Below are 21,944 nucleotides of genomic sequence, written 5' to 3'. Positions count from 1 at the left end.
TGTTTCACGTGGAACGTTAATTCTTATGCTGGCTTAACGGGTTTGTTTAGTCATTCTGAAGCCTTAAAAAGCCTTATAATGACCTAAACTGATTCTTTAATTAAGTCGTTTTATTTGTCTTCTCTGATAACTCTACCCAACGTTCCATGGTGTGTTCTAAAGTACTATTTAGCTTTTCGATAGCTTTCGTTACTTCTTGTATTTCCATATAGTTAGTGCTATCAATGGAAAGCAGGGAATTAGTTAATTTATCAATTTCGTTTTCAGTCTCTGCTATTTTAGCTTCTGAATCATCTAATTCTTTCTGCTCTTTATAGGTTAATTTATTAGCTGGGATAGCAGTAGTTTTCTGTTCGGTTTTATTCGACTTTGTTTCTGCTTTTTCTTTAGGTGTATCCAGGCTAATTCTATATTCAGAATAATTACCATTGTAAATACTTACGATACCTTCACCTTCCATAATGAATAATTGCTCACTCATTTTATCTAATAAATACCTATCGTGAGAAACCAGGATCAATACTCCCGGGAAGTTTTCCAGGAACTCTTCCAATACATTTAAAGTATCAATATCTAAATCATTGGTCGGCTCATCCAAGATCAGGAAGTTTGGATTTTGCATCAAAACCTTCATCAAATGTAACCGCTTTTTCTCCCCACCACTTAACTTTTCTACCATCCCATGTTGCTTTTTAGGAGGGAAGAGGAATAGTGTTAATAATTGAGAAGCGGAGATCATCGAACCATCAGCCATCTTGATATATTCGGCATCTGATTTTACAATATCAATCACTCTTTCTTTTTCATTAAATGCTAAACCACCTTGTTTATAATATCCATAAACAGTAGTTTCTCCAGTGCTTACTTTCCCTTTTTCCGGAATTTGAAAGCCTGTAATAATGTTTAGTAAAGTAGATTTTCCAGTTCCATTTTTTCCTGCTAAACCAATACGGTCTGCACGCTTGAATGTATAACTGAAATCATTGATTATCTTTTTCTCATCAAAAGACTGACCAATGTGATCCAGCTCCAGAATTTTATTTCCCTGGCGGGACATCTTCATGCTCAGTGTTACACTTCCTGTATCAGACCGTTGTTTAGTTTTACTTTCTAAATCATAAAAAGCATCTATCCTCGATTGAGATTTAGTCGTTCTTGCCGCAGGCATTCTGCGCATCCACTCTAATTCTTTCTTCAGGAGATTCTTGTTTTTTTGGAAAGTACTCTCATCAGAAGCTTCACGTTCTGATTTTTTTTCAAGGAAATAAGCGTAATTCCCATTGTAATTATAAATCTTACCTCTGTCCAGTTCTACAATGGTATTACATACATTATCCAGAAAATACCTGTCATGTGTTACTAATAATATTGTTTTATTTCCTGAAGTCAATAACTTTTCTAACCATTCAATCGTATCGATGTCCAGGTGATTCGTAGGCTCATCCAATACATAAATCTCAGGGTCTTCAATCAAAAGTTTAGCCAGTGCCAAACGTTTTTTCTGACCACCAGATAGCGTTGAAATTTTTTGTTGCAGATGATTAATCCCCATACGGCTTAAAATCGTTTTGATTTCATGCTCATATTCCCAGGCATTATGTTCGCTTAACTCTTCGTATAAACGGTTAAGTTTTTTCTCATCAGGGTTTGGATCTTCAATCAGTTCTTCATATTCTTTGATTAACTGTTGCTGCTTATTGTCTGTAGAAAAAATAAAATCACTGATAGAATATCCATCCGGGAAGGAGGGTTCCTGATCCAGAAAGCCAATCTTAACGAATTTATTTTTTACTATTTTCCCTTCCAGCGGAGTAAACCGCTCGGCCAGTAATTTTAATAGGGTGCTTTTACCAGCTCCGTTGATCCCAACCAACGCTACGCGCTGGCCAGTCTGGATGCCTAAGGTTAAATTTTTGAATAACCATTCATCGTTGTAGGCATGGCCTAAATTTTCTGCTGCAATTAATGTGCTCAAAGTATATTTTTAACGAATTATCAGATAAGAAATTATCCGCAAAAGTAAGCAATATTTGTGGGTATAATATTCATGTGTTTAAACAACTAAATATTATATTACAATTCAGTAACCTACGGATTTATAAGTATATATATAAAAAGAGCTGTAATGAAGATTTGAAAAATCAGAATGATAAAATTATAGGGGAAAGGAGCTGTCGGTTAACCTGAAAAAGAAAGAATTGATTTTATTAATCAGCACCTGCTGACAGGTGATTATGGGGCTAAAGAGCAAAGATTTGACAAAACACGATAAATCAGATGACTACTCACTTTAATGTGCTGTTTTCGGCACTTTATAGTCGATTTAAAGAAATTATTGATGTTTTGAACAGATGAGTCTAAGAAATTTTAAAATGAGCTTATAGCGCTTTAAATAAGGCCGGTGTTTTAAGGCTCAAAACTAAAATGTAAGTATTTGATTTACAGGAGCTAATGCGATAATCTTTAAGTGCGATCAGAATTATATGGCTGTTTTTATCAATGCAGCGTTGAATAAAGCCAGATATTGATCTTCTTTCTGCGTCATCAGGGTTTTCGCTGCTTTTCCCTTATCCTTATAACCTAATAAGTGTAAAGTACCATGAATAATTACTCTGCACAATTCATGCTGTACCGTACTCTTAAATTCTTTTGCATTTTCCTGGATACGTTCTATACTAATAAAGATATCTCCCTGAATTATTTCAGGAGCCTCTGAGTTATCAAAAGTGATCACGTCGGTATAAGTATCATGATTTAGATATTGCTGGTTTATGGCCAGCAGATATTCGTCAGAGCAAAGGATAAACGTTAACTCCTCCAGTTGAAAACCTTCTGCAATGATAGTCTCATTGATCCAGTTTCTGATTACTGTTTTATTTTTAAGGGTATACTTAACGTCTTCTAAAAAAAAATGTACTGCTGGTTTGCTCATGACTCACGATTTACGGCTGCAAATTTAGCAATTTAAAATAGTCTGCTATTTTATTTTTGTAATAGTAATTCAGCGAAGGCGGCAATTTCTGTAATAATTCCTGTTCAGCAGCTTGTTTCTTTTTGAACTGTTCCAACAATTTAGGATAGGATGGAGGAAAATCTTTTCCGGCTTTGCTTTCTCTTTTCTCATCTTCACTTTGTTCTCTGCTTGCTTTTTCAGCATCCAGTAGCTTAGTCAGTACGCCTTGCTGACGTTTGATCGTTGCGTCTTCCAGTCTTTTATTGATCAGGTCAGACTCCGTCGTTTTCATGTCTTTAATGACCTGGTTTAAATTACCCAGACCACCACTTCCATCTTTATTTTGTTCTGTATTGAGCTTCTGTAAAGCTTCGCGGATCATCTGCTGCTGCTGCGCCATTTTTGCAAAACTTTCACTCATTTCTCCCTTAGGTACATTTCCTTGTTTACCTTCCTTTTGGAGCTTTTGTCTGGCCTGTTCCATATTCTTATTCAACTGCTGCTGCATTTGCTGAAGCTGCTGCATAGCTTGTTTCCCCTTTCCTTTTCCACCAGATTTAGAATTCCTCTTGTTTTTTTCCAATTGTTCCAGTGCTTCATTCAACATTAAAGCCAGATTATTAATTGAAGTCATCGTATACTGCTGATTTTTGACGGCCTCATAGGTCCTGCGTTCAGCAAGGTTTTCCAGGCTTTTATCCAGGTTAAAATTGATCTGCTGCATTTCTTCACCCACCGCAGTCTGGATCTGAGGAATTCTTTTGCTTAACGAAGACAAACTATCTGAAATCGTTTTTAAATTATCTTTTATTCCGCGTTGTAACTGGACATTGCTAACATAAGCAGGATCATTGAATGCCATTTTCTTTAAACTAAGCATCACTTTTTCCTGATCAAAAGAAGTTTTTAGCAAATGCTGAAGCAATAGCCTTAACTCTTCTACCTGTAGATTATTTTCGGTTTCAGTTGCAGACTGCTGTTCTTCTTTGAGCTGATCGGCCATTTCCTGTAGTTGATCGCCCGCTTTTTGCTGTTGCTCTGAGGCCTTTTGTCTTTGGTTTTTCGTTAACTTTTCCAGACTTTGCTGCTGTTGCTGCTGAATTTGCTGTGCTATTTTTTCCTGTGGCTGAAAAGGGTTAGGTCTTTCCAAAGCCTGGTTTTTAGCATCCAGTTCTTTCATCTCTTTTTTCAGGTCATTAAATTCCTGTTGTTGCTTTTCCTGTTTCTTTTGTAACTCATCCAGTGAATTCTTCTGTTCTTTAGTAGACTTGCTTAAATCCTTTTGAGCCTTGGCAAGGTCAGCTAAGCGGTCGATCTTATTTTGCAGATTTTGCTCAAATTCCAATTGCTTATACAATTCCAGGATCCGGTCAAGCTCATTCTTTAAGGATTTATTATCCATGGTCATTTTGCTCAGCTCCTGTTGCGTCTGATCTTTATTATTCTGAGTAACCAGGCTTTGCAGTTTTTCGAGTAGCTCTTTGGTTTTAGGATCAAGAACATTGTTAAACAAATCATCTATTTTTTTCTGCTTTTCTGCTAATTCTTTCTTTAAATCATCATTCTCTGTAGAATTGAAAGTGCTTTTCTGTTTAGCCTCCTGAATTTCCTTTACAACAGCCTCTAACTTCTTCTGCTTTTCCATTAACTGCCCGATATCTTCCTTATCCTCAAAAGTGAGCTCCTTTTTATCCAATAATGTTTCTCCCAGTTTCTTGCTTTCTTTCTCTACCTGACCGGCCAGTTTAATTGCCGACTCCATTTTCTGTTTCAATTGACTGCTTGCGGTATTAGTCTGTTTTTCCAATTGACTAGCGGTAGGCTGCTCATAAATCCTGACTGCGGTTCGGCTTTTTTTAGGCCCATTCACTGCATCATTATCCGCTACCTCAAGGTAATATTCTAATAGCTGACCAGGTTTAATCTCAATATTTTTGAGATTCCAAAAATAAAAGAAAGAATTCTCCAGCTGATTAGCCTTCACAGGAATACCTGTTTGTACTGTTTTTTTCGCGATGCCATTTTCTTTAAGCGTATAAACGAATTTTAAAGCGCTGAAACCATGGTCATCATGAATATTACCGGTAAAATATAAAGCTTTTCGGCTCAGTGAATCCGCAGTTTCTTTCACTTCTATAGCAGGAGAAAGATCTGCAATTACCTCAATTTTATGGCTGATCGAATCCTGATGTATAGAAAATTCATTTTTAGGGACAACCCGGTAGTCCTGGCTTTTTTTGAGTACAGCTTTAAACTCCGCTGAATTATTTTCCACAGGAAGTTCCCGAAGCTGGTTACCTAATGCAAATAATAATTGTTTCGTATTTTCAGTAGAGACAATCCAGGTGACAGCAGTGCCTTCCGGTAGGGTTAAATCTCCAGCATTGGAAATCGTTTCATTCTTTTTCTTCAAATAAGAAGGGTAGCTCAAACGCGCCTCCAGCGTTAAAACAGCTGGTCTGGGTTTAATAGTCAGGGTATAAGGCCTGGAATCAAAGCCACCTGCACTAAAGCGGATCTGTTGTGTTTTTTGCAGGTTTTTTAAAGTATAATGAAAGCTACTATTTGTTTTTTTTTCCAGTTTAAAAGTATTAAGTCCCTCTTTTAAATATACTTCTTGCGGGAGTTGATCTCCGTCTATTTTGAGATTTAGCTGTAAATCGTCCCCCTGCGTTACTACAAGAGCCTTATTGAGCAATATAAAATCAAAAGGAGCTACTGGTAAAACCTCCTGATCATACTTAACAAAGCTCTTGGTCCCTTCTTTTAAAACAGCAGGAGCTACGATTCCTATAGTGATAATTAATACCAGCGGAACTACAAAATACTTGATTAGTTTTTTATTATCCCCAAGGTTAATCGCTTTGCTAAATGGAACAGGTGTTAATTCACTGATCTTCTGGTTTATTCCTGCTAAAATTAACTCATTATGCTCAGGAGATAAATCTGCCAGGGCTTTAAGCTGCAAAGTATTCAGCAATTTATCACGCACGGGCTCAAAATGGTTTCCTATAAGTGTTGCCGACTCCTCTAAGCTAATAGTCTTACTTAGCCTGAAATAAGCAAGAGCGGGTTTAATAATGCCAACGGTTATAGAAACCAGCAAGATTAACAAATAAGAAAAGAAGAGGATAGTTTTAACCAGGGGTGCAGGGTGCAGATAATACACCAGTACAAATAAGAAAAGGTAAAGGGCAAATAAAAGAGCAAGTGTATAAATAAGGCCATGAAGCAGTTTATTAAGATAAAACCGCTGCTTAAATTCATTAATCTTTGAAATTAAAAGGCTGTAATTGCTATCCATTTCTGCTATTTAAAAGCCCGTTTAAGCTGTTTCTGAATTTAAAGATAGAAAAGCCTTGTACAGAGAACGAATGTAATTGTTCTTTTTTTATTCAAAAGGTCAGTAAATAGCCTTTTTGTATTCCGGATGGATTTTAAAGGACATAAAAAAAGCTTCCCGATATCTCATCAGGAAGCTTGTACGAATTATGGTTATAATAATCTAGATTACTTTAACATTGATCGCATTCAAACCTTTTTTACCGCTTTCAACATCGTATTCTACTTTGTCGTTTTCACGGATTTCATCGATAAGGCCTGTTGAATGTACAAAAATTTCGCTATCGCCATTCGCTGGTACGATAAATCCAAAACCTTTAGTTACATTGAAAAATTTTACTGTTCCTTCTTGCATTGTATTATGTATTAATAATTAAGTCTGCAATGTAGTAATTATTTTTTTATAATCTGCAAATGCTTCATTTTTTGATAAATATAATTTTTGACGATTTATTTTGAGGGTTTTCTTCCGACCACATTTACTGTAATTTCGCTCGTATGAGGCACCCCAAGAGTACTCCCAGGTTTAATTATTAGTAAATTTTGCAGATATACGCTGATAATTCCTTCCAGAACTTTTTTTCTTGTTTCCTTGAATTCCGGAAGATTTGTGAAAAAATAACTTAATCTCATTTTGCCTTTCTCGTCTACCAGAACATTGAATCCATAAGCAAACTCTTTATAAGCATCAGGAATAACCAATTTATATTGCGGATAGAGATAATCATAAGCTTCTGTCCTGCCATTCAATTTATCGACGCTACTTAAGCGCTCCACGGTAATGCGGTTATCGCGCGGACGCAAAGAAACAACCTGTCTGCCCGCAAAAACACTATCTCTCTGGTCAGGGTATTTAGTCGCTTTAGCCACCATTTCCGCAATAAAAAGGGTATCGGCTTTACTTGGCCGCTGCAACTTTTCGGCAGTAGTCTTTAATTTATTTTTAATATAATCGTCGGCATAAAAAGTCATGTTTACATCCGACCGTATATCATCTGCAATCACTTTTTTAGTGACTTGAAGTCGCTGAAAAACAAGACTGTCTTTGCTGATCAGCTTAAACCTGAACCATTCTTTCGCAAAATTAAAGACATCAGCATGATCATGATGCAAATGAAAAGGTTGCATGATTTTTTGTACAGGATCATAAGCCAGCACTGTATCAGCAGATCTAAATTGAATAATCCAGCTTGGTTCCTGCTGAAAACCACTCGTATCGAAAGACAGTCCGTTGCTGAAACGACGTTTTACTTCCGTATATCTGATTCCTTTTACCGGAGTTACATCCAGTTGCACATGTTCTGGTGGTTTCTCTTTCTTCGTTTTTGTATTACAGGCAGTAATTAAAAGGCTGAAACTTATAAAAATAGACAAGGAGGGTATTGCTTTCATATTACAAACAACGCTTTTTTCTTTCAAATATATCAGGCTTTCTTTGCCAATCATAACAAGAGTTGATAAAAGAAAAGCCCTTAAGCTATAAAAATATTGCTTAAGGGCTTATTAAAGGGAATAGATCCGATTATTTTTTAGGAAAAAGAATATCATTAATCCTGATCACCAGGTCATCATAGTGTGCTTTTGTCAAGCTATCGCCAGCCAAAGCTCTTGCTTTAGTGAGCGTTAGCAGTGATTTTAATTCAGCTCTTACCAATGGTCTGATATCCGACAAAGAAACATTAACAGGAGTAAAACCATAATTAGCAAGCCCTTCGGCATTTGCCCCTGGTGGAACATCCATTTCTTTAGTCATCAATTGCGTTAACGTCTCTACATAAGAACGTTGCAAATTACGTTTAAATGCATCTGGTCTGTTGGCGGAGAATACGCTGGTTTTCAGATCCGTAAACAGCTCAGGAAGCGTATAGGCATTTGCTGTTCCATTTTTTGTTTCATTGTCCAATAAGCGCGCAATGCGGCCAGGTGTCAACAAAAGACTCAATGTGCTGGTCTGTACCGCCTTAATTTTATTCAATATTTGTCCGTTATCAAATTTATTCAGTTGTTCGTTATTAATCAGCCATACTGGCGTAGTAAACAACTGTGTATTAAAAAAGGCGATCGCTTCTCTTTGTTTGGCTTTAGGCAAATAAGAATAAACAGTACCCTTTTGATCATTCGTTTTGAAGTTTTCACTCATTCCGCCAACATTAGCCCTTACGTGCCCCATATATCTGTTGTACTGCGTAATAACTTCATTGTAGAGCTCTTTCAGGTCACTAAAATCCTGCCCTTTCTGATAAGTCCATATTTCTATATTCGGAAGGATACGTTTTAAGTTGGCAATACCATAAGTGCTAGCTTTCATAGCGTTGTCTCCCAAATCTTCACTTTGTAAACGCGGATCAAGACTTGTGCCCTGACGGCCATAATAATACAATGGATTTCCTGCTTTAGCCACCGTCCATACATCCAGTTTTGCTCTTTCCTGTTTGGCGGTTAAGTTACCCGGAAACCAGGTATAGCCCCATTTAATGGACCATTTATCATATTCACCAATCTCAGGGTGCAATTTAGTTACTCCGTCACCAGGTTGTGCGATATAATTAAAACGCGCATAATCCATGATAGAAGGTGCTGTTCCATGGGTATTGGTAAAAGTTTTCGAACGAAGAGAATCAACCGGATAAGCATAGCTGGAACCAAAATTATGAGGTAGACCAAGCGTATGCCCAATCTCATGTGAGGAAACAAAACGGATCAGTTCACCCATTTGTTTATCGTCAAATTTGGCTTTTCTGGCTGCCGGATTAACGGCCGCAGTTTGCACAAAATACCAGTTTCTCAGTAAATTCATGACATTATGGTACCAGCCAATATGTGTTTCAAGAATTTGTCCGGTACGTGGGTCAGAAACATGCGGGCCATAAGCATTGGCAATGTTTGAAGCAAAATAACGCACCACAGAATACCTGGAATCCTCTACACTAAAATCAGGATCTTGTGCAGCAGTAGGGGCTTCCTTTCCAATAATTGCATTTTTAAAACCTGCTTCCTGAAAGGCAACCTGCCAATCATTAATCCCCTGAATTAAATAAGGAACCCATTTTTTTGGAGTAGCCGGATCAATATAAATTACAATTGGTTTAACAGGCTCTACCAATTCGCCGCGCATATATGCTGCAGTATCTTTTGGAACCAGGTTCCAGCGGTGGATATAGGCTGTGCGTTCTGCTTTTTGGGCATCTGTACCATAATCGGTTTGTGATTGTCCGAAATAGCCTACTCGTGGGTCTGTTAATCTCGCTTTAACCGGAGTTTTTGGTAAAAGGAGCATCGAGGTGTTGAATTCAAAAGTGACCGCACCAATACTATTGTCGATAGGTGATTCTGCCGATTTATAGGTTTTGCTGGTCACTACTTCAATATTTACAGGGAAAGTTTTGATCGTGTCGACATAAGAACGTCCGGCATCTAAAGCACTGGCTTTATAGGCTTTTCTTAAGGCATCAGTCGCACCGATTGCCACCACGTCACCATTGTAGAAATCTGTTACATCGATCACTACGCCTGTCGTATCCTTGTTATAGGCCTTAATCTCAAAGCTGGCAAGAATTGTAGAAAGATTCGAATTTTTAACGGATTGGTACATATCTGAAGTGCTGTCAGCTCTTACAGAATAGCTGGGTACACGGATAAATACCTGTTTTCCGCGACGTTCCCATTGCCAAACCTGGTCATTTAATTCTTCTCCTCCATATTGCTGATTACCAACAGATACGCCAGATGGGACTTTATTTAAACGGGTAACAACAAGCATTTCGCGATTTAATAAGGTATCAGGAATCTCGAAATACCACTTGTCATCTACCTTATAGGTTTTAAATAATCCATTTCTCGTTCTTGCTTTAGCAGTAATTACTTCGGAAAATGGTTTCAGTCCTTCTTTTTTCGGAGCTGGAATAGTGGGAGCGGGCGCCGCAGTTGCAGCTGTCTTTTTAGATTTTTTCTGTGCAGAAGCAGTTTCACTGCAGACCGTACCTAAAAAACACAGACCGGCAATGGCCAGTAATTTAGTCTTTGAATTCATTGGTAGTTAAGAAATTTTGGATTTTGGGTGATGGTATAAAAATATTCATTGTCCGCTTAAAATGATGCAACGTAATTGCAACGTTACAAAATAGGCCGGAGTTTAAATGAAAGGACATACGTATTTTCTGAAAAAGCAATATATTCGACCTATGTCAATGGTAAAGAGTATAATGGAATTAAAAAAAGAGTACAGTATTCAATCATTTTTCATTCCAGCATTGCTGATTTTGCTATTTCTTGAAAGTTGCTCTGTTCAGCATCGGTTAGCCAAAGATGTTTCTCGTTTTTTAAGGGATTCACCTGTTCTCAATAACCATCTTGTCGGATTTGCCCTCTCCGGATCAGATCAACAGGGGATGATTTATGCGCAAAATGCGGACAAATATTTTATTCCCGCTTCTAATACAAAGTTGTATACTTTCTATGCAGGGCTGAAAATGTTACCAGATTCTATTCCATCTATACGCTACATAGAACGCGGTGATTCTCTAATTTTCTGGGGCACAGGAGATCCATCCTTTTTAAAGCGGGGAATGAAAACGGATAAAACCTTCAGGTTTTTAAGTACAAGTCCCAGGCGGCTATTTTTTGCGGCAGGCAGATATACTGGTAATGCTTATGGACAAGGCTGGGCATGGGATGATTACAATGATGATACTCAGGCAGAAATTAATGAGTTGCCCATGCTGGATAATCTGGTGGGATTCAAAAATGAGAATGGAAGGGTCACTGTGGACCCACAGCATTTTAACGATTGTCTGCTGAAAGATAGCTTAAATCATCAAAAAGAGTTCAGCGTAGTCAGGAAAGTAGGAACGAATGAATTCGACTATCCGCCGGGAGCTGTTCCTGCAGATTTTATGCAGCTTGTTCCTTATAAAACGAGTACTTTAACTACGTTAAACTTGTTAAGGGATACTTTGGGCAGCGATGTACAACTCATTCAACTGGAAATGCCGGGTAATGCAAAAACAATTTACAACAGCCGGTCTGAAGATGTTTTTCGGGAAATGCTTTTACCGAGCGATAATTTTATTGCCGAGCAGCTTTTACTGGTTTACTCGAATCAGTTTCAGCAAAGCTTAAGCAGTACTGACGCGATCCGGTATATTCTGGACAAATACCTGAAAGATTTGCCTGACCGTCCGCGCTGGGTAGATGGATCGGGAGTATCAAGGATGAATCTCTTTAGTCCCAGAGACATGATTATGCTGCTTCAGATGATAGATAAAGAAATAAATAACCGGCAAAAACTCTTCAGTATGCTCCCTGCCGGCGGACTGAGAGGTACACTCAAAAATGCCTATCCTAAAACAGAACATCCTTTTGTATTTGCCAAAACCGGAACCTTTTCCAATAATTATAATCAAAGCGGTTATATCGTTACCAAAAAGGGAAAAATACTTGTTTTTTCTTTCATGAATAACAACTTTATGGGGCCTGTTAAAGAATTGAAGGCTGAAATGGCCAAACTTATGGGATATATTCACGACCAGTATTAAACCTTGTTCTTCTCGTATTGTATTAACTTCCAGCAGGGTCTTCCTTGCTATTGTGGTTGGGGTTCTCTTACAGTTACTTTTGTAAACAGGGGTTGAAAAGGTATTTAATAAGTATACTCCTGGTTATAAATCATAAGGGAAACAATCTTGTACTTTACAATTTTATCATCTCAATTTAAACTGCTTCTCTGAATTTTATCTTTATTTTTGTGCGGATATGCAAAAGTCTGATCAATCGATTTATACCCTGCAATTTGGCCTGGTATGTTTAAGTTCCTTCCTTTTTTCTGCCAGTTTTAATATGCTGATTCCCGAATTGCCTGCCTATCTGAGTGCGATGGGTGGTGCTTCTTACAAAGGATTGATCGTTGCGCTGTTTACGCTTACAGCAGGCATCTCCAGGCCTTTTAGTGGTAAGCTGACTGACACTATCGGCCGTGTACCAATAATGGCTGTAGGCTCAATAGTTTGCTTCGTTTGCGGATTCCTGTATCCTGTACTAACTACAGTTGCCGGATTTCTGTTTCTTAGATTAATTCATGGATTTTCTACTGGATTTAAGCCAACAGCAACAGCCGCTTATGTTGCAGATCTGGTTCCAAAAAACAGGTGGGGAGAAGCGATGGGGATTCATGGAATTTGTTTCAGTACAGGTATGGCCATCGGTCCCGCCATTGGCAGTACTATAACCGATCATTTTTCCATTAATGTCTTGTTTTATTGCTCTTCAATTTTTGCTTTATCATCCATTGTAATTCTTGGAAATATGAAAGAGACCCTGAAAGAAAAAAAACCTTTCAGTTTCTCCTTATTGAAAATTAAAAGGCAGGATATCATTGAATGGAGGGTGATTCCTGCGGCTTTAATTACACTATTAAGTTATGTGAGTTATGGTGTAATCCTGACTGTAGTCGGAGATTGGAGCAAGTATCTTGGTACCAGTAATAAAGGCTTGTTTTTTATGGTATTCACCCTTTCTTCTTTGCTCATCCGGTTTGTAGCAGGTAAGGCCTCTGACAAACATGGAAGGGTCTTAATCCTTAAAATATCCCTGGCATTACTGGCCGTTTCGCTGTTATGCATAGGCTTTGCGAATTCATCTTTTACCTTGATGGCCGCTTCAGCATTATACGGCGTAGCAACAGGAATGCTTTCGCCAACGGTAAACGCCTGGACAATAGATCTGAGCGACCCAAAACATCGTGGAAAGGCCATGGCAACCATGTATATTGCACTGGAAGCTGGAATTGGTTTGGGCGCTCTGCTGGCAGGATGGTTATTTATTGACAATATCAAAACTATACCCCATACATTTTTCATCTGTACAGGCATTACTATTGCAGCACTGGTTTACTTGCAATTTGTCTGGAAACCGAAGCTTACAGCAACAGTTTAGCTATTGATTAGCAGCCACTAATAATTCGATGTCCTTGTAAGGCAGGTTAAACCTGGCAGCCAGATCTTTGCTGGTCAGGTGGCCTTTATAAATATAAAGCGCTTCTCTGATGCCTGGTTTATTCCAGATCAGGCTCATTAAGCCGCCCATTTCGCCTATATCTACCAGTATTGGGGTAAAGATATTCGTTAAGGCATAAGAAGCTGTTCTGGGCACTCTGGATGCGATATTAGGCACACAATAATGAATAACATCGTGTTTTCTGAAAACAGGGTCTTTATGGTTTGTCACCTCAGAGGTTTCAAAACATCCACCCTGATCTATACTCACATCAATGACAACTGAGTCTGGTTTCATTCTGCTCACCGTTTCTTCGGTCACAATACAAGGGCTCCTGCCGTGTGTCGCGCGGATGGCACCAATCACTACATCACAGGTTGTTACGGCCTTTCCTAATACGATAGGCTGCATAACAGAGGTAAATACGCGGCTTCCCAGGTTATTCTGAAGACGGCGCAAACGGTAAATAGAACTGTCAAATACTTTAACCTCAGCCCCTAATGAAAGTGCTGTCCTGGCTGCATATTCTCCAACAGTTCCGGCACCAAGAATGACAATCTCTGTCGGAGGGACACCCGTAAAACCGCCTAGCATTAAGCCTTTACCACCGGTTACACTGCTTAAATATTCTGCGGCAATGAAGATCGAAGTTGCGCCAACGATTTCACTCATAGCGCGCACAACCGTTAAAACATTTCCTTCATCCCTTAAATTCTCAAAGCATAAAGCGTTGATTTTCTTATTCAGCAATGCTTTCAGGTAACCTTCTTTAAGTGCGCCCATCTGCAAAGCGGAGATCAGCGTCTGGCCCTTATGCATCAGATTGATTTCTTCTACCGTTGGCGGGGCTATTTTTACGATAATATCAGCATCATATACATCCTTTTTATTGAATGTAATCTGTGCACCCTGTTCACTGTAATCATTGTCAGAAAAGTTTGCGCCTGTACCCGCACCACTTTCCAGCAATACTTTATGGCCATGATTGACCAGTAGTGCAACGGATAAAGGTGTGAGTGCAATCCGGGTTTCCTGAAAAGAGATCTCTTTAGGAATACCAATATAAAGACTGTTGCTTTTTTGTTTGATTTCTGACAATGTCTCTTTAGGCTGTAGCAGTCCTTTTTGAGCAATAGAGGCCATTTCTTCCCGTAATCCTGTAGCCATTCTGTCTATCTGATTTTTTGATTGAAATTAAGAAAAATAAGCTGAATTTAAGAAATTTTTGTGAAGGTGAAAGATCGTTTGTTTTCTGACAATGCGGTAATTTCCACTTCGATATAAGTTTCAGGCAGCAATTCCCCAATTCGCTGGGGCCATTCTATCAGGCAGATATTGCCAGAATAAAAATACTCTTCATAACCAATATCAAATACTTCCTGCAGGTTTTTAATTCTATAGAAGTCAAAATGATAAATGACCTGATGAGCCGGTGCTGCATATTCGTTTACAATGGAAAATGTAGGACTGTTGACTACATCTGTTACGCCTAATTTCTGGCACAGGACTTTAATAAAAGTTGTTTTTCCTGCTCCCATTTCGCCCTTGAAGGCGAATATTTTTTCGTTTCCTGCAAAACTAAGCAGTGCTTCAGCGGCACTGCCCAGTTCGTCCAGGTGATTAATTTCAATGTTCATTTCAATATGCTATCTTGAGCTATAAGTCGCTACAGGAATCATCATTTCCTCCAGAGAGATCCCACCATGCTGGAACGTTTCGTTATAGTAGTTCACAAACTGGTTGTAGTTATTCTGATAGACAAAATAACGGTCTTCTTTGGCGAAAATATAATTAGAACTAATATTTATTTTAGGCAATTGTGCCTCATGAGGATTTTTAATCAAAAAGACCTCTTTTGCATTAAAATTCAGATTTCTGCCCTGTTTATAGCGCAGATTTGTATTGGTATTTCTATCTCCGATTACTTTACTTGGATGTTTAACCCTGATTGTACCGTGATCTGTAGTAATAATTACTTTAACTTGTTTCTGAGCAAGTTTCTTTAACAGCTCTAGTAAAGGAGAGTGCTCAAACCAAGAAAGCGTTAGTGAGCGGTAAGCAGCATCGTCATTTGCCAGCTCTCTGATCATGGCCATATCAGTACGGGCATGAGAAAGCATATCAACAAAGTTGTAAACGATTGCATTGAACTCATTCTGCATCAGATTATTCATTTGTTCGTTAAGCGCTTTTCCATCATCATAAGTCAGAATTTTATGATAACTGAATTTACAGTCTTTACGGACGCTGCGTTTAATCTGATCTGCAAGGAAGGCTTCTTCATGCATGTTTTTACCACCCTCTTCATCATCATTTTGCCAAAGTGAAGGAAAACGTTTTTCCATTTCTAGTGGCATCAGACCTGAAAAGATGGAATTCCTTGCATATTGTGTAGCTGTTGGCAGGATACTCGTATAAATATCTTCCTCGTCTAACCTGAAATGTTCTGTAATTAGAGGATTGATAATCTTCCACTGATCGTATCTCAGGTTATCTATCAGAATAAAGAATACGGGTGTAGTAGAATTGATATGCGGAAATGCTTTCTTTTTAAGCAGTTCATTAGACAATAAAGGCGTTTTACCTCTTTTATTAACCCAATCAATGTAATTGTCTTCGATGAATTTAGAGAACTGTGTATTCGCTTCAGACTTTTGCATGGTCAGAATTTCATGCATCTGAGGATCATCCAGTTTTTCAAGCTCCAGTTCCCAGAAAATTAGTTTTTTATAAACCTCTGTCCATTCCTCGTAGCTTAATTTGTCATTCAGTGTCATGCCTAAACGTCTGAAGTCTTGTTGATAAGCCATCGAAGTTTTAGCACTGATCAGTCTTTTATTGTCTATGATTTTTTTGATTGTCAGCAATACTTGCTTAGGATTAACCGGCTTTATCAGATAATCGTCAATTTTTGAACCGATCGCATCCTCCATCAGATTTTCCTCTTCACTTTTGGTAATCAGGACAACAGGGATGTCGCTTTTTATATTTTTAATGGCTGACAGGGTTTCCAATCCACTCATGCCGGGCATATTTTCATCCAGAAATACCAGGTCGAAATGCTCCTTGCCAAAAGCCTCCAATGCATCGTTTCCATTCGTAAATGTAGTCACGTGGTACCCTTTTTCGTTCAATAGTAATATATGCGGTTTTAATAAGTTTATCTCATCATCGGCCCATAGAATCTTGGTTTCCTGCATTATTGTATGTATAAGGTGTAAATAAATCCTTAAAAAGAGATATCTCTTTCTTAAGTACGGATAAAAATAGCAATTTTTGTACCGTATAATTTATTTTGCCAAGATTGAATAAAAAGAAAATAATAAATGACCCGGTATATGGATTTATCAATATACCCTCAGAATTGATCTTTGATCTGATCTCGCATCCCTTTTTTCAGCGGTTACGCTATATTAAACAATTAGGGATGACACACCTGGTTTATCCGGGAGCTTTGCATACGCGTTTTCACCATGCACTCGGTGCAATGCATCTGATGTGCCTGGCTATTGATATCTTACGCAGTAAGGGTCACGAGATTACTAAAGATGAAGAAGAGGGTGCAACGATAGCTATATTACTCCATGATATCGGTCACGGGCCATTTTCTCATGCACTGGAATATTCGCTGGTGAAGGGAATTCAGCATGAAGATATTTCTATTCTGATGATGGAGCGCCTGAATATGGAGTTCGACGGAAAATTAAATACTGCCATCGCCATATTTAAAGGAGCGTATCCAAAGAAGTTTCTGCATCAGCTGATTTCAAGTCAGCTGGATCTGGACAGGATGGATTATTTAAACAGAGATAGTTTCTTTACGGGCGTGAGTGAAGGTGTAATCAGCTTTGACCGGATTATTAAGATGTTTAACATTGCTGATGATCAGCTGGTTATTGAGGAAAAGGGCATTTATTCTATTGAAAAATTCTTGATTGCGAGACGATTAATGTACTGGCAGGTTTATTTGCATAAAACAGTTATTGCAGGAGAAATGCTGCTGGTCAAGATTTTAAAACGTGCAAAAGAGCTTGCTGTAAAGGGAGCGGATTTATTTGCTACACCGGCATTGCAGCATTTCCTGAAAAATGAAATTTCTCAAAAGGAATTTTTTGAAACGAATGTACATTTACTACAATTCGCTAAACTGGATGATCAGGATATTTTCGCTTCGGTGAAAGTCTGGTGCGGAAATCAGGACAGAATTCTTTCGCTGTTATGTAATATGCTGGTTAACCGGAATTTATATAAGATTGAGATTACCAATGACATGCCTGACCCAGGCAGAGTTTCTCTGATTAGTGAAAATACCGCCTTTAGTCTCGGAATTGATCAGAATGAGGTACCTTACTTTGTTTTTACGGATGTAATCAGCAATAGAGCCTACAATACAGGGGGCGGAAACAGCACAATTAACATATTAATGAAAAATAATACAACGACAGATATTGCAAAAGCATCCGATTTATCTAACCTGGAATCGCTCGACAGGACAGTTAGAAAGCATATACTTTGCTATCCAAGAATTATTTAGCATTATTTAACAAAATAATCCAATTATTATCCCGTTTTTTATCCGATTATACAGGAGCATTGAAATGGTCAAGTGGCTGATAAAATAGGGAGTTGGGATAATTTGTTCATATCAATTTAACATTTAACTTTGTAGAATGCAATTTACTGCCAAGCAGATAAGCGACTTTTTAAGTGGAACAGTTGAAGGCGATGAAACTATCACAGTTTCAGAGCTTTCGAAAATAGAAGAAGGGAAAAAAGGGGCCTTATGTTTTCTATCTAACCGGAAATACGAGAACTTCATCTATTCAACGAACGCATCTGTCGTTATCGTTGGGTTAGATTTTGTTCCTTCGCAACCTATCAGCTGTACGCTGGTAAAGGTGAAGGATCCATATAGTGCTTTTTCAGTTTTGCTGGAAAAGTATAATGAGGTCTTAAATGAGACTGCTCAAAAAACAGGTATAGAACAGCCTTCTTTTGTTCATCCTTCAGCAAAAATTGGTAAAAATGTGTTTATAGGGGCTTTCTCTTACATCGATGCCAATGTAGAGATTGGAGACAATACAAAGATTTTACAACAAATACATATAGGAACAGATTCGAAAATTGGCTCAGGATGTACTTTTCATCCCGGAGTTAAAATCTATAACCGTTCTGTGATTGGAAATGGGGTCGTTATCCATTCTAATACAGTAATTGGTAGTGATGGATTTGGATTTGCCCCTCAGCCGGATGGTACCTATACAAAAATTGCACAGATAGGGAATGTCGTTATCGAAAATGATGTTGAAATCGGGGCAAATACTGCAATTGACAGGGCGACAATGGGTTCTACTTTCATTAGGAAAGGCTCGAAACTGGATAATCTGATTCAGATTGCACACAATGTAGAAATTGGAGAGCATACGGTTGTTGCTGCCCAGGCAGGAGTTTCAGGAAGCAGCAAGGTCGGTGAAAGATCAGTTGTTGGTGGCCAGGTTGGAATTGCAGGGCATTTATCATTAGCCAGAGGCACGCAAATCGGTGCACAGGCAGGGATCAATTCAAATATTACAGAAGAGAATAAACAATGGCATGGCACACCTGCGCAACCCCTTAGAGACTGGATGCGTGCATCTGTGTTGTTTAAACATTTGCCGGGAATAGAAAAACGGATTACAAAATTAGAGGCTGAAATTACAGCAAAACTCCAGTCATAGTATAATTAGTACCACACAAAACAATAATGAACGTTAAACAAAAAACCATAAAAAGCGAAGTTTCTGTACATGGAGTAGGCTTGCATACAGGTGCCAGTGTCACTTTAACTTTTTGTCCGGCTCCGGAAAACCACGGGTTTAAATTTCAAAGGACTGATTTACCAGGTCAACCAATCATCGATGCAGACTGTGACAATGTAACAGATACAGCAAGAGGCACAACAATTACGCAAAACGGAGCGAGTATCAGCACGGTGGAGCATGTAATGGCTTCTTTGGTTGGAATGGACCTTGATAATATATTAATGAAGCTGGATGGCCCTGAAACTCCGATTATGGATGGAAGCGCGATCCTTTTCGTAGAGGCACTGGAAAGTGTAGGTTTGGTACAGCAAAGTATCGATCGTGAATATTTCCAGATTCCGCATAACATTACTTATACTGACGCTGAGCGCAAGGTAGAGATCGTGGCTATGCCGCTTGAAGATTACAGGTTTACTTGTATGATTGATTATAACTCTCCTGTTTTAGGTAGTCAGCATGCTGTAATTTCTACAATTGCAGAGTTTAAAAGTGCGATTGCATCTTGCCGTACTTTCTGTTTCCTGCATGAATTGGAATATCAATTACAGAACAACCTGATTAAGGGTGGTGATTTAAACAATGCCATTGTTATTGTTGACAAAGAGGTTACGCGTGATGAGTTAGATCACCTTGCTAAGATATTCAACAGAGAGAAGATAGAAGTAGCTCCACAGGGTATTTTGAACAATATGGAGTTGCGTTACCAGAATGAGCCTGCAAGACACAAATTATTAGATATGATTGGTGACCTTGCGCTTGTTGGAATGCACATTAAAGGGCATATCATGGCTGCAAGACCAGGGCATGCGGCAAACATTGCGTTTGCGAAAAAGATTAAAGCAGCAATCAAGAAAGAAAAAAACAAGAAAGTTCAGCATGTTTACGACCCATCTGTAAAGCCACTTTATGATGTGATGCAGATCATGGATATTTTACCGCACAGACAACCGTTTTTGTTTATCGATAAAATCCTTGAATTGTCAAAGACACACGTAGTTGGCGTGAAGAATGTCACAATGAATGAAGAGTTTTTCAAAGGACATTTTCCAGGTGCACCAGTTTTACCGGGTGTAATTCAGATTGAGGCGATGGCGCAGACTGGTGGTATTTTAGTATTAAGTACTGTTCCTGATCCAAGAAATTATCTTACTTATTTCCTTAAAATTGATAAAGTGAGATTCAGGGCACAAGTGCTGCCCGGTGATACGATCGTTTTCAGATGTGATTTGATGGAGCCAATCCGCAGAGGCATTGCACAGATGAAAGGCGTGGGCATGGTAGGAGAGAAAATAGTAGTAGAGGCAGAGATGATGGCCCAAATTTCAAAAGTTAAAGATAGCGAACGCGTATCATGATACAACCATTAGCATACATACATCCTGATGCGATTATAGCAGACAATGTGGTCATAGAACCTTTTTCTGTTATACATAAAGACGTTGTCATTGGGGAAGGAACATGGATTGCCTCTAATGTGGTAATCATGGACGGCGCGAGGATAGGAAAGAACTGCAGGATTTTTCCTGGTTCTGTAATCTCCGGAGTTCCTCAGGATTTAAAGTTCGCAGGTGAAGTCACTACTGCCGAAATCGGGGATAATACCACGATCAGGGAGTGTGTAACGATTAACCGCGGAACAAAAGATAAATGGAAGACTGTTATTGGAAGCAATTGCCTGATTCAGGCATATTCACACATTGCACATGATTGTGAGGTGGGTAATAATTGTATTTTCTCTAACAGCACTACGCTGGCCGGACATATCACTATTGGTGATTATGTGGTTCTGGCTGGTTTAGTTGCAATACATCAGTTTGTTAACGTTGGAGCGCATGCGTTCATTACCGGTGGCTCATTGGTTAGGAAAGATGTTCCGCCTTATGTTAAAGCTGCCAGAGAGCCTTTATCGTACGCAGGGATTAATTCTGTTGGATTAAGAAGACGCGGATTTTCTTCGGAGAAGATCAATGAGATACAGGAAATCTACAGAGTATTGTTTGTAAAGCATAATAATGTGACCAAAGCTCTTGATAAGATAGAGGCTGAATTTGCACCAACTGAAATTCGTGATGAAATCGTTGATTTTATCAGAAATTCAAACAGAGGGGTAATGAAGGGTTTTGGGTCAGGTAGTTAGTCATTTGAATGAAGATCGATTTAAAAGATGCCGGCAGAAGGTTTAATCAGGAGTGGATATTCAGAAATTTCACTTATGGATTTGCTGCTGCCGGCAATTATGCTATTCTGGGGCCAAATGGTTCTGGTAAGTCGACTTTACTAAGTGTAATTCTGGGTAGTCTGGAGCCTTCTGAAGGCACAATTACTTATGCGGATGACACTAACATCATCCCGATAGAAAAGGTATACAAGCAAGTGAGTTTTGCTGCACCCTATCTGGATTTGGTGGAAGAGTTTACCTTACAGGAGACTATCGATTTCCATTTTAAATTCAAGCGTTTTTATCCCGGTGTCAGTGCGGCACAGGTAATGGATCTTTTAGGATTGAGGAAGGCTCAGGATAAGGCTTTAAAGTATTTTTCTTCGGGTATGAAACAGCGGACCAAGCTGGCTTTAGCTTGCTGTACTGATACACCGCTGCTGCTGTTGGATGAACCAACTTCTAACCTGGACCAACAGGGAATCAAGTGGTATCACGATCTGATCCGGGATTTTACTGCTGATAAGCTTGTCGTGATCGGCTCCAATCAGGAAAACGAGTATTCTTTTTGCGATAATTTTATAAAGATAACTGACTATAAATAAAGCGAAACGTAGTGAATTGCAAGGCTATTGTCAAGAAATGGACTAAAAATTGGCCTTATTTATATTATTTAAAATAACTATTGTAGAACCAGAAA

The 21,944-nt window shown here is 38.7% G+C and carries 16 protein-coding genes; 7 read left to right on the top strand and 9 right to left on the bottom strand.

Going from position 1 to position 21,944, the window contains the following annotated elements; translation table 11 throughout:
- Positions 1–100: 100 nt before the first annotated feature.
- From ABIB30_RS04685 to ABIB30_RS04660, 6 genes are all read right to left on the bottom strand, one after another.
- A complete protein-coding gene (locus tag ABIB30_RS04685; RefSeq protein WP_354299678.1) occupies positions 101–1,975 on the bottom strand; it encodes an ABC-F family ATP-binding cassette domain-containing protein in 1,875 nt (624 codons plus the stop codon).
- Positions 1,976–2,479: 504 nt separating this feature from the next.
- Entirely contained in the window at positions 2,480–2,932 is a 453-nt protein-coding gene (ybeY, locus tag ABIB30_RS04680; protein ID WP_354299676.1) for an rRNA maturation RNase YbeY, read from the bottom strand.
- Between the two features lie 10 nt (positions 2,933–2,942).
- Positions 2,943–6,257 carry a DUF4175 family protein gene (locus ABIB30_RS04675; protein WP_354299674.1) on the bottom strand — a complete coding sequence of 1,105 codons (3,315 nt, stop codon included), beginning with the start codon at positions 6,255–6,257 and terminating at the stop codon, positions 2,943–2,945.
- A 201-nt stretch (positions 6,258–6,458) separates the two neighbouring features.
- The gene (locus tag ABIB30_RS04670) at positions 6,459–6,650 is read right to left on the bottom strand and encodes a cold-shock protein (RefSeq protein WP_037441187.1); all 192 of its coding nucleotides are present in this window, start codon (positions 6,648–6,650) and stop codon (positions 6,459–6,461) included.
- A 95-nt stretch (positions 6,651–6,745) separates the two neighbouring features.
- Positions 6,746–7,687, bottom strand: coding sequence for a hypothetical protein (locus ABIB30_RS04665; RefSeq protein ID WP_354299670.1), 942 nt, complete (start codon positions 7,685–7,687; stop codon positions 6,746–6,748).
- Between the two features lie 130 nt (positions 7,688–7,817).
- On the bottom strand, positions 7,818–10,325 hold the full coding sequence (locus ABIB30_RS04660; protein WP_354299668.1) for a zinc-dependent metalloprotease: 2,508 nt from the start codon (positions 10,323–10,325) through the stop codon (positions 7,818–7,820).
- Positions 10,326–10,497: 172 nt separating this feature from the next.
- Here ABIB30_RS04660 and ABIB30_RS04655 point away from each other — a divergent pair, with 172 nt between their 5' ends.
- Positions 10,498–11,829, top strand: a complete 1,332-nt coding sequence (locus tag ABIB30_RS04655) for a D-alanyl-D-alanine carboxypeptidase (RefSeq protein WP_354299665.1) — start codon at positions 10,498–10,500, stop codon at positions 11,827–11,829.
- Positions 11,830–12,046: 217 nt separating this feature from the next.
- Positions 12,047–13,225 carry an MFS transporter gene (locus ABIB30_RS04650; protein ID WP_354299663.1) on the top strand — a complete coding sequence of 393 codons (1,179 nt, stop codon included), beginning with the start codon at positions 12,047–12,049 and terminating at the stop codon, positions 13,223–13,225.
- On the opposite strand, the gene ABIB30_RS04645 is transcribed toward ABIB30_RS04650, so the two are convergent.
- From ABIB30_RS04645 to porX, 3 genes are read right to left on the bottom strand one after another with little or no spacing between them, the layout of a single operon-like run.
- Entirely contained in the window at positions 13,226–14,452 is a 1,227-nt protein-coding gene (locus tag ABIB30_RS04645) for an alanine dehydrogenase (protein ID WP_111632794.1), read from the bottom strand.
- A 47-nt stretch (positions 14,453–14,499) separates the two neighbouring features.
- The gene (gene tsaE, locus ABIB30_RS04640) at positions 14,500–14,922 is read right to left on the bottom strand and encodes a tRNA (adenosine(37)-N6)-threonylcarbamoyltransferase complex ATPase subunit type 1 TsaE (RefSeq protein ID WP_354299661.1); all 423 of its coding nucleotides are present in this window, start codon (positions 14,920–14,922) and stop codon (positions 14,500–14,502) included.
- A 9-nt stretch (positions 14,923–14,931) separates the two neighbouring features.
- Positions 14,932–16,485, bottom strand: a complete 1,554-nt coding sequence (gene porX, locus ABIB30_RS04635; RefSeq protein ID WP_041883582.1) for a T9SS response regulator signal transducer PorX — start codon at positions 16,483–16,485, stop codon at positions 14,932–14,934.
- 104 nt (positions 16,486–16,589) lie between these two features.
- On the opposite strand from porX, the gene ABIB30_RS04630 reads away from it, so the two are divergent.
- From ABIB30_RS04630 to ABIB30_RS04610, 5 genes are all read left to right on the top strand, one after another.
- Positions 16,590–17,819, top strand: a complete 1,230-nt coding sequence (locus ABIB30_RS04630) for an HD domain-containing protein (protein WP_354299658.1) — start codon at positions 16,590–16,592, stop codon at positions 17,817–17,819.
- 136 nt (positions 17,820–17,955) lie between these two features.
- Entirely contained in the window at positions 17,956–19,002 is a 1,047-nt protein-coding gene (lpxD, locus tag ABIB30_RS04625) for a UDP-3-O-(3-hydroxymyristoyl)glucosamine N-acyltransferase (RefSeq protein WP_354299656.1), read from the top strand.
- Between the two features lie 26 nt (positions 19,003–19,028).
- Positions 19,029–20,441, top strand: coding sequence for a bifunctional UDP-3-O-[3-hydroxymyristoyl] N-acetylglucosamine deacetylase/3-hydroxyacyl-ACP dehydratase (locus ABIB30_RS04620; protein WP_183869240.1), 1,413 nt, complete (start codon positions 19,029–19,031; stop codon positions 20,439–20,441).
- On the top strand, positions 20,438–21,223 hold the full coding sequence (gene lpxA / locus ABIB30_RS04615) for an acyl-ACP--UDP-N-acetylglucosamine O-acyltransferase (protein WP_068404747.1): 786 nt from the start codon (positions 20,438–20,440) through the stop codon (positions 21,221–21,223). Before ABIB30_RS04620 ends, lpxA begins: the two co-directional genes overlap by 4 nt.
- A gap of 8 nt (positions 21,224–21,231) precedes the next feature.
- Positions 21,232–21,849, top strand: coding sequence for an ABC transporter ATP-binding protein (locus ABIB30_RS04610; RefSeq protein ID WP_354299649.1), 618 nt, complete (start codon positions 21,232–21,234; stop codon positions 21,847–21,849).
- Positions 21,850–21,944: the final 95 nt, after the last annotated feature.

The organism is Pedobacter sp. UYP1, from assembly GCF_040547305.1.
Classification (GTDB): Bacteria; Bacteroidota; Bacteroidia; order Sphingobacteriales; family Sphingobacteriaceae; genus Pedobacter.
The sequence above is the reverse complement of the archived record's forward strand: the minus strand, read 5'-3'. Positions and strand labels throughout refer to the sequence as shown.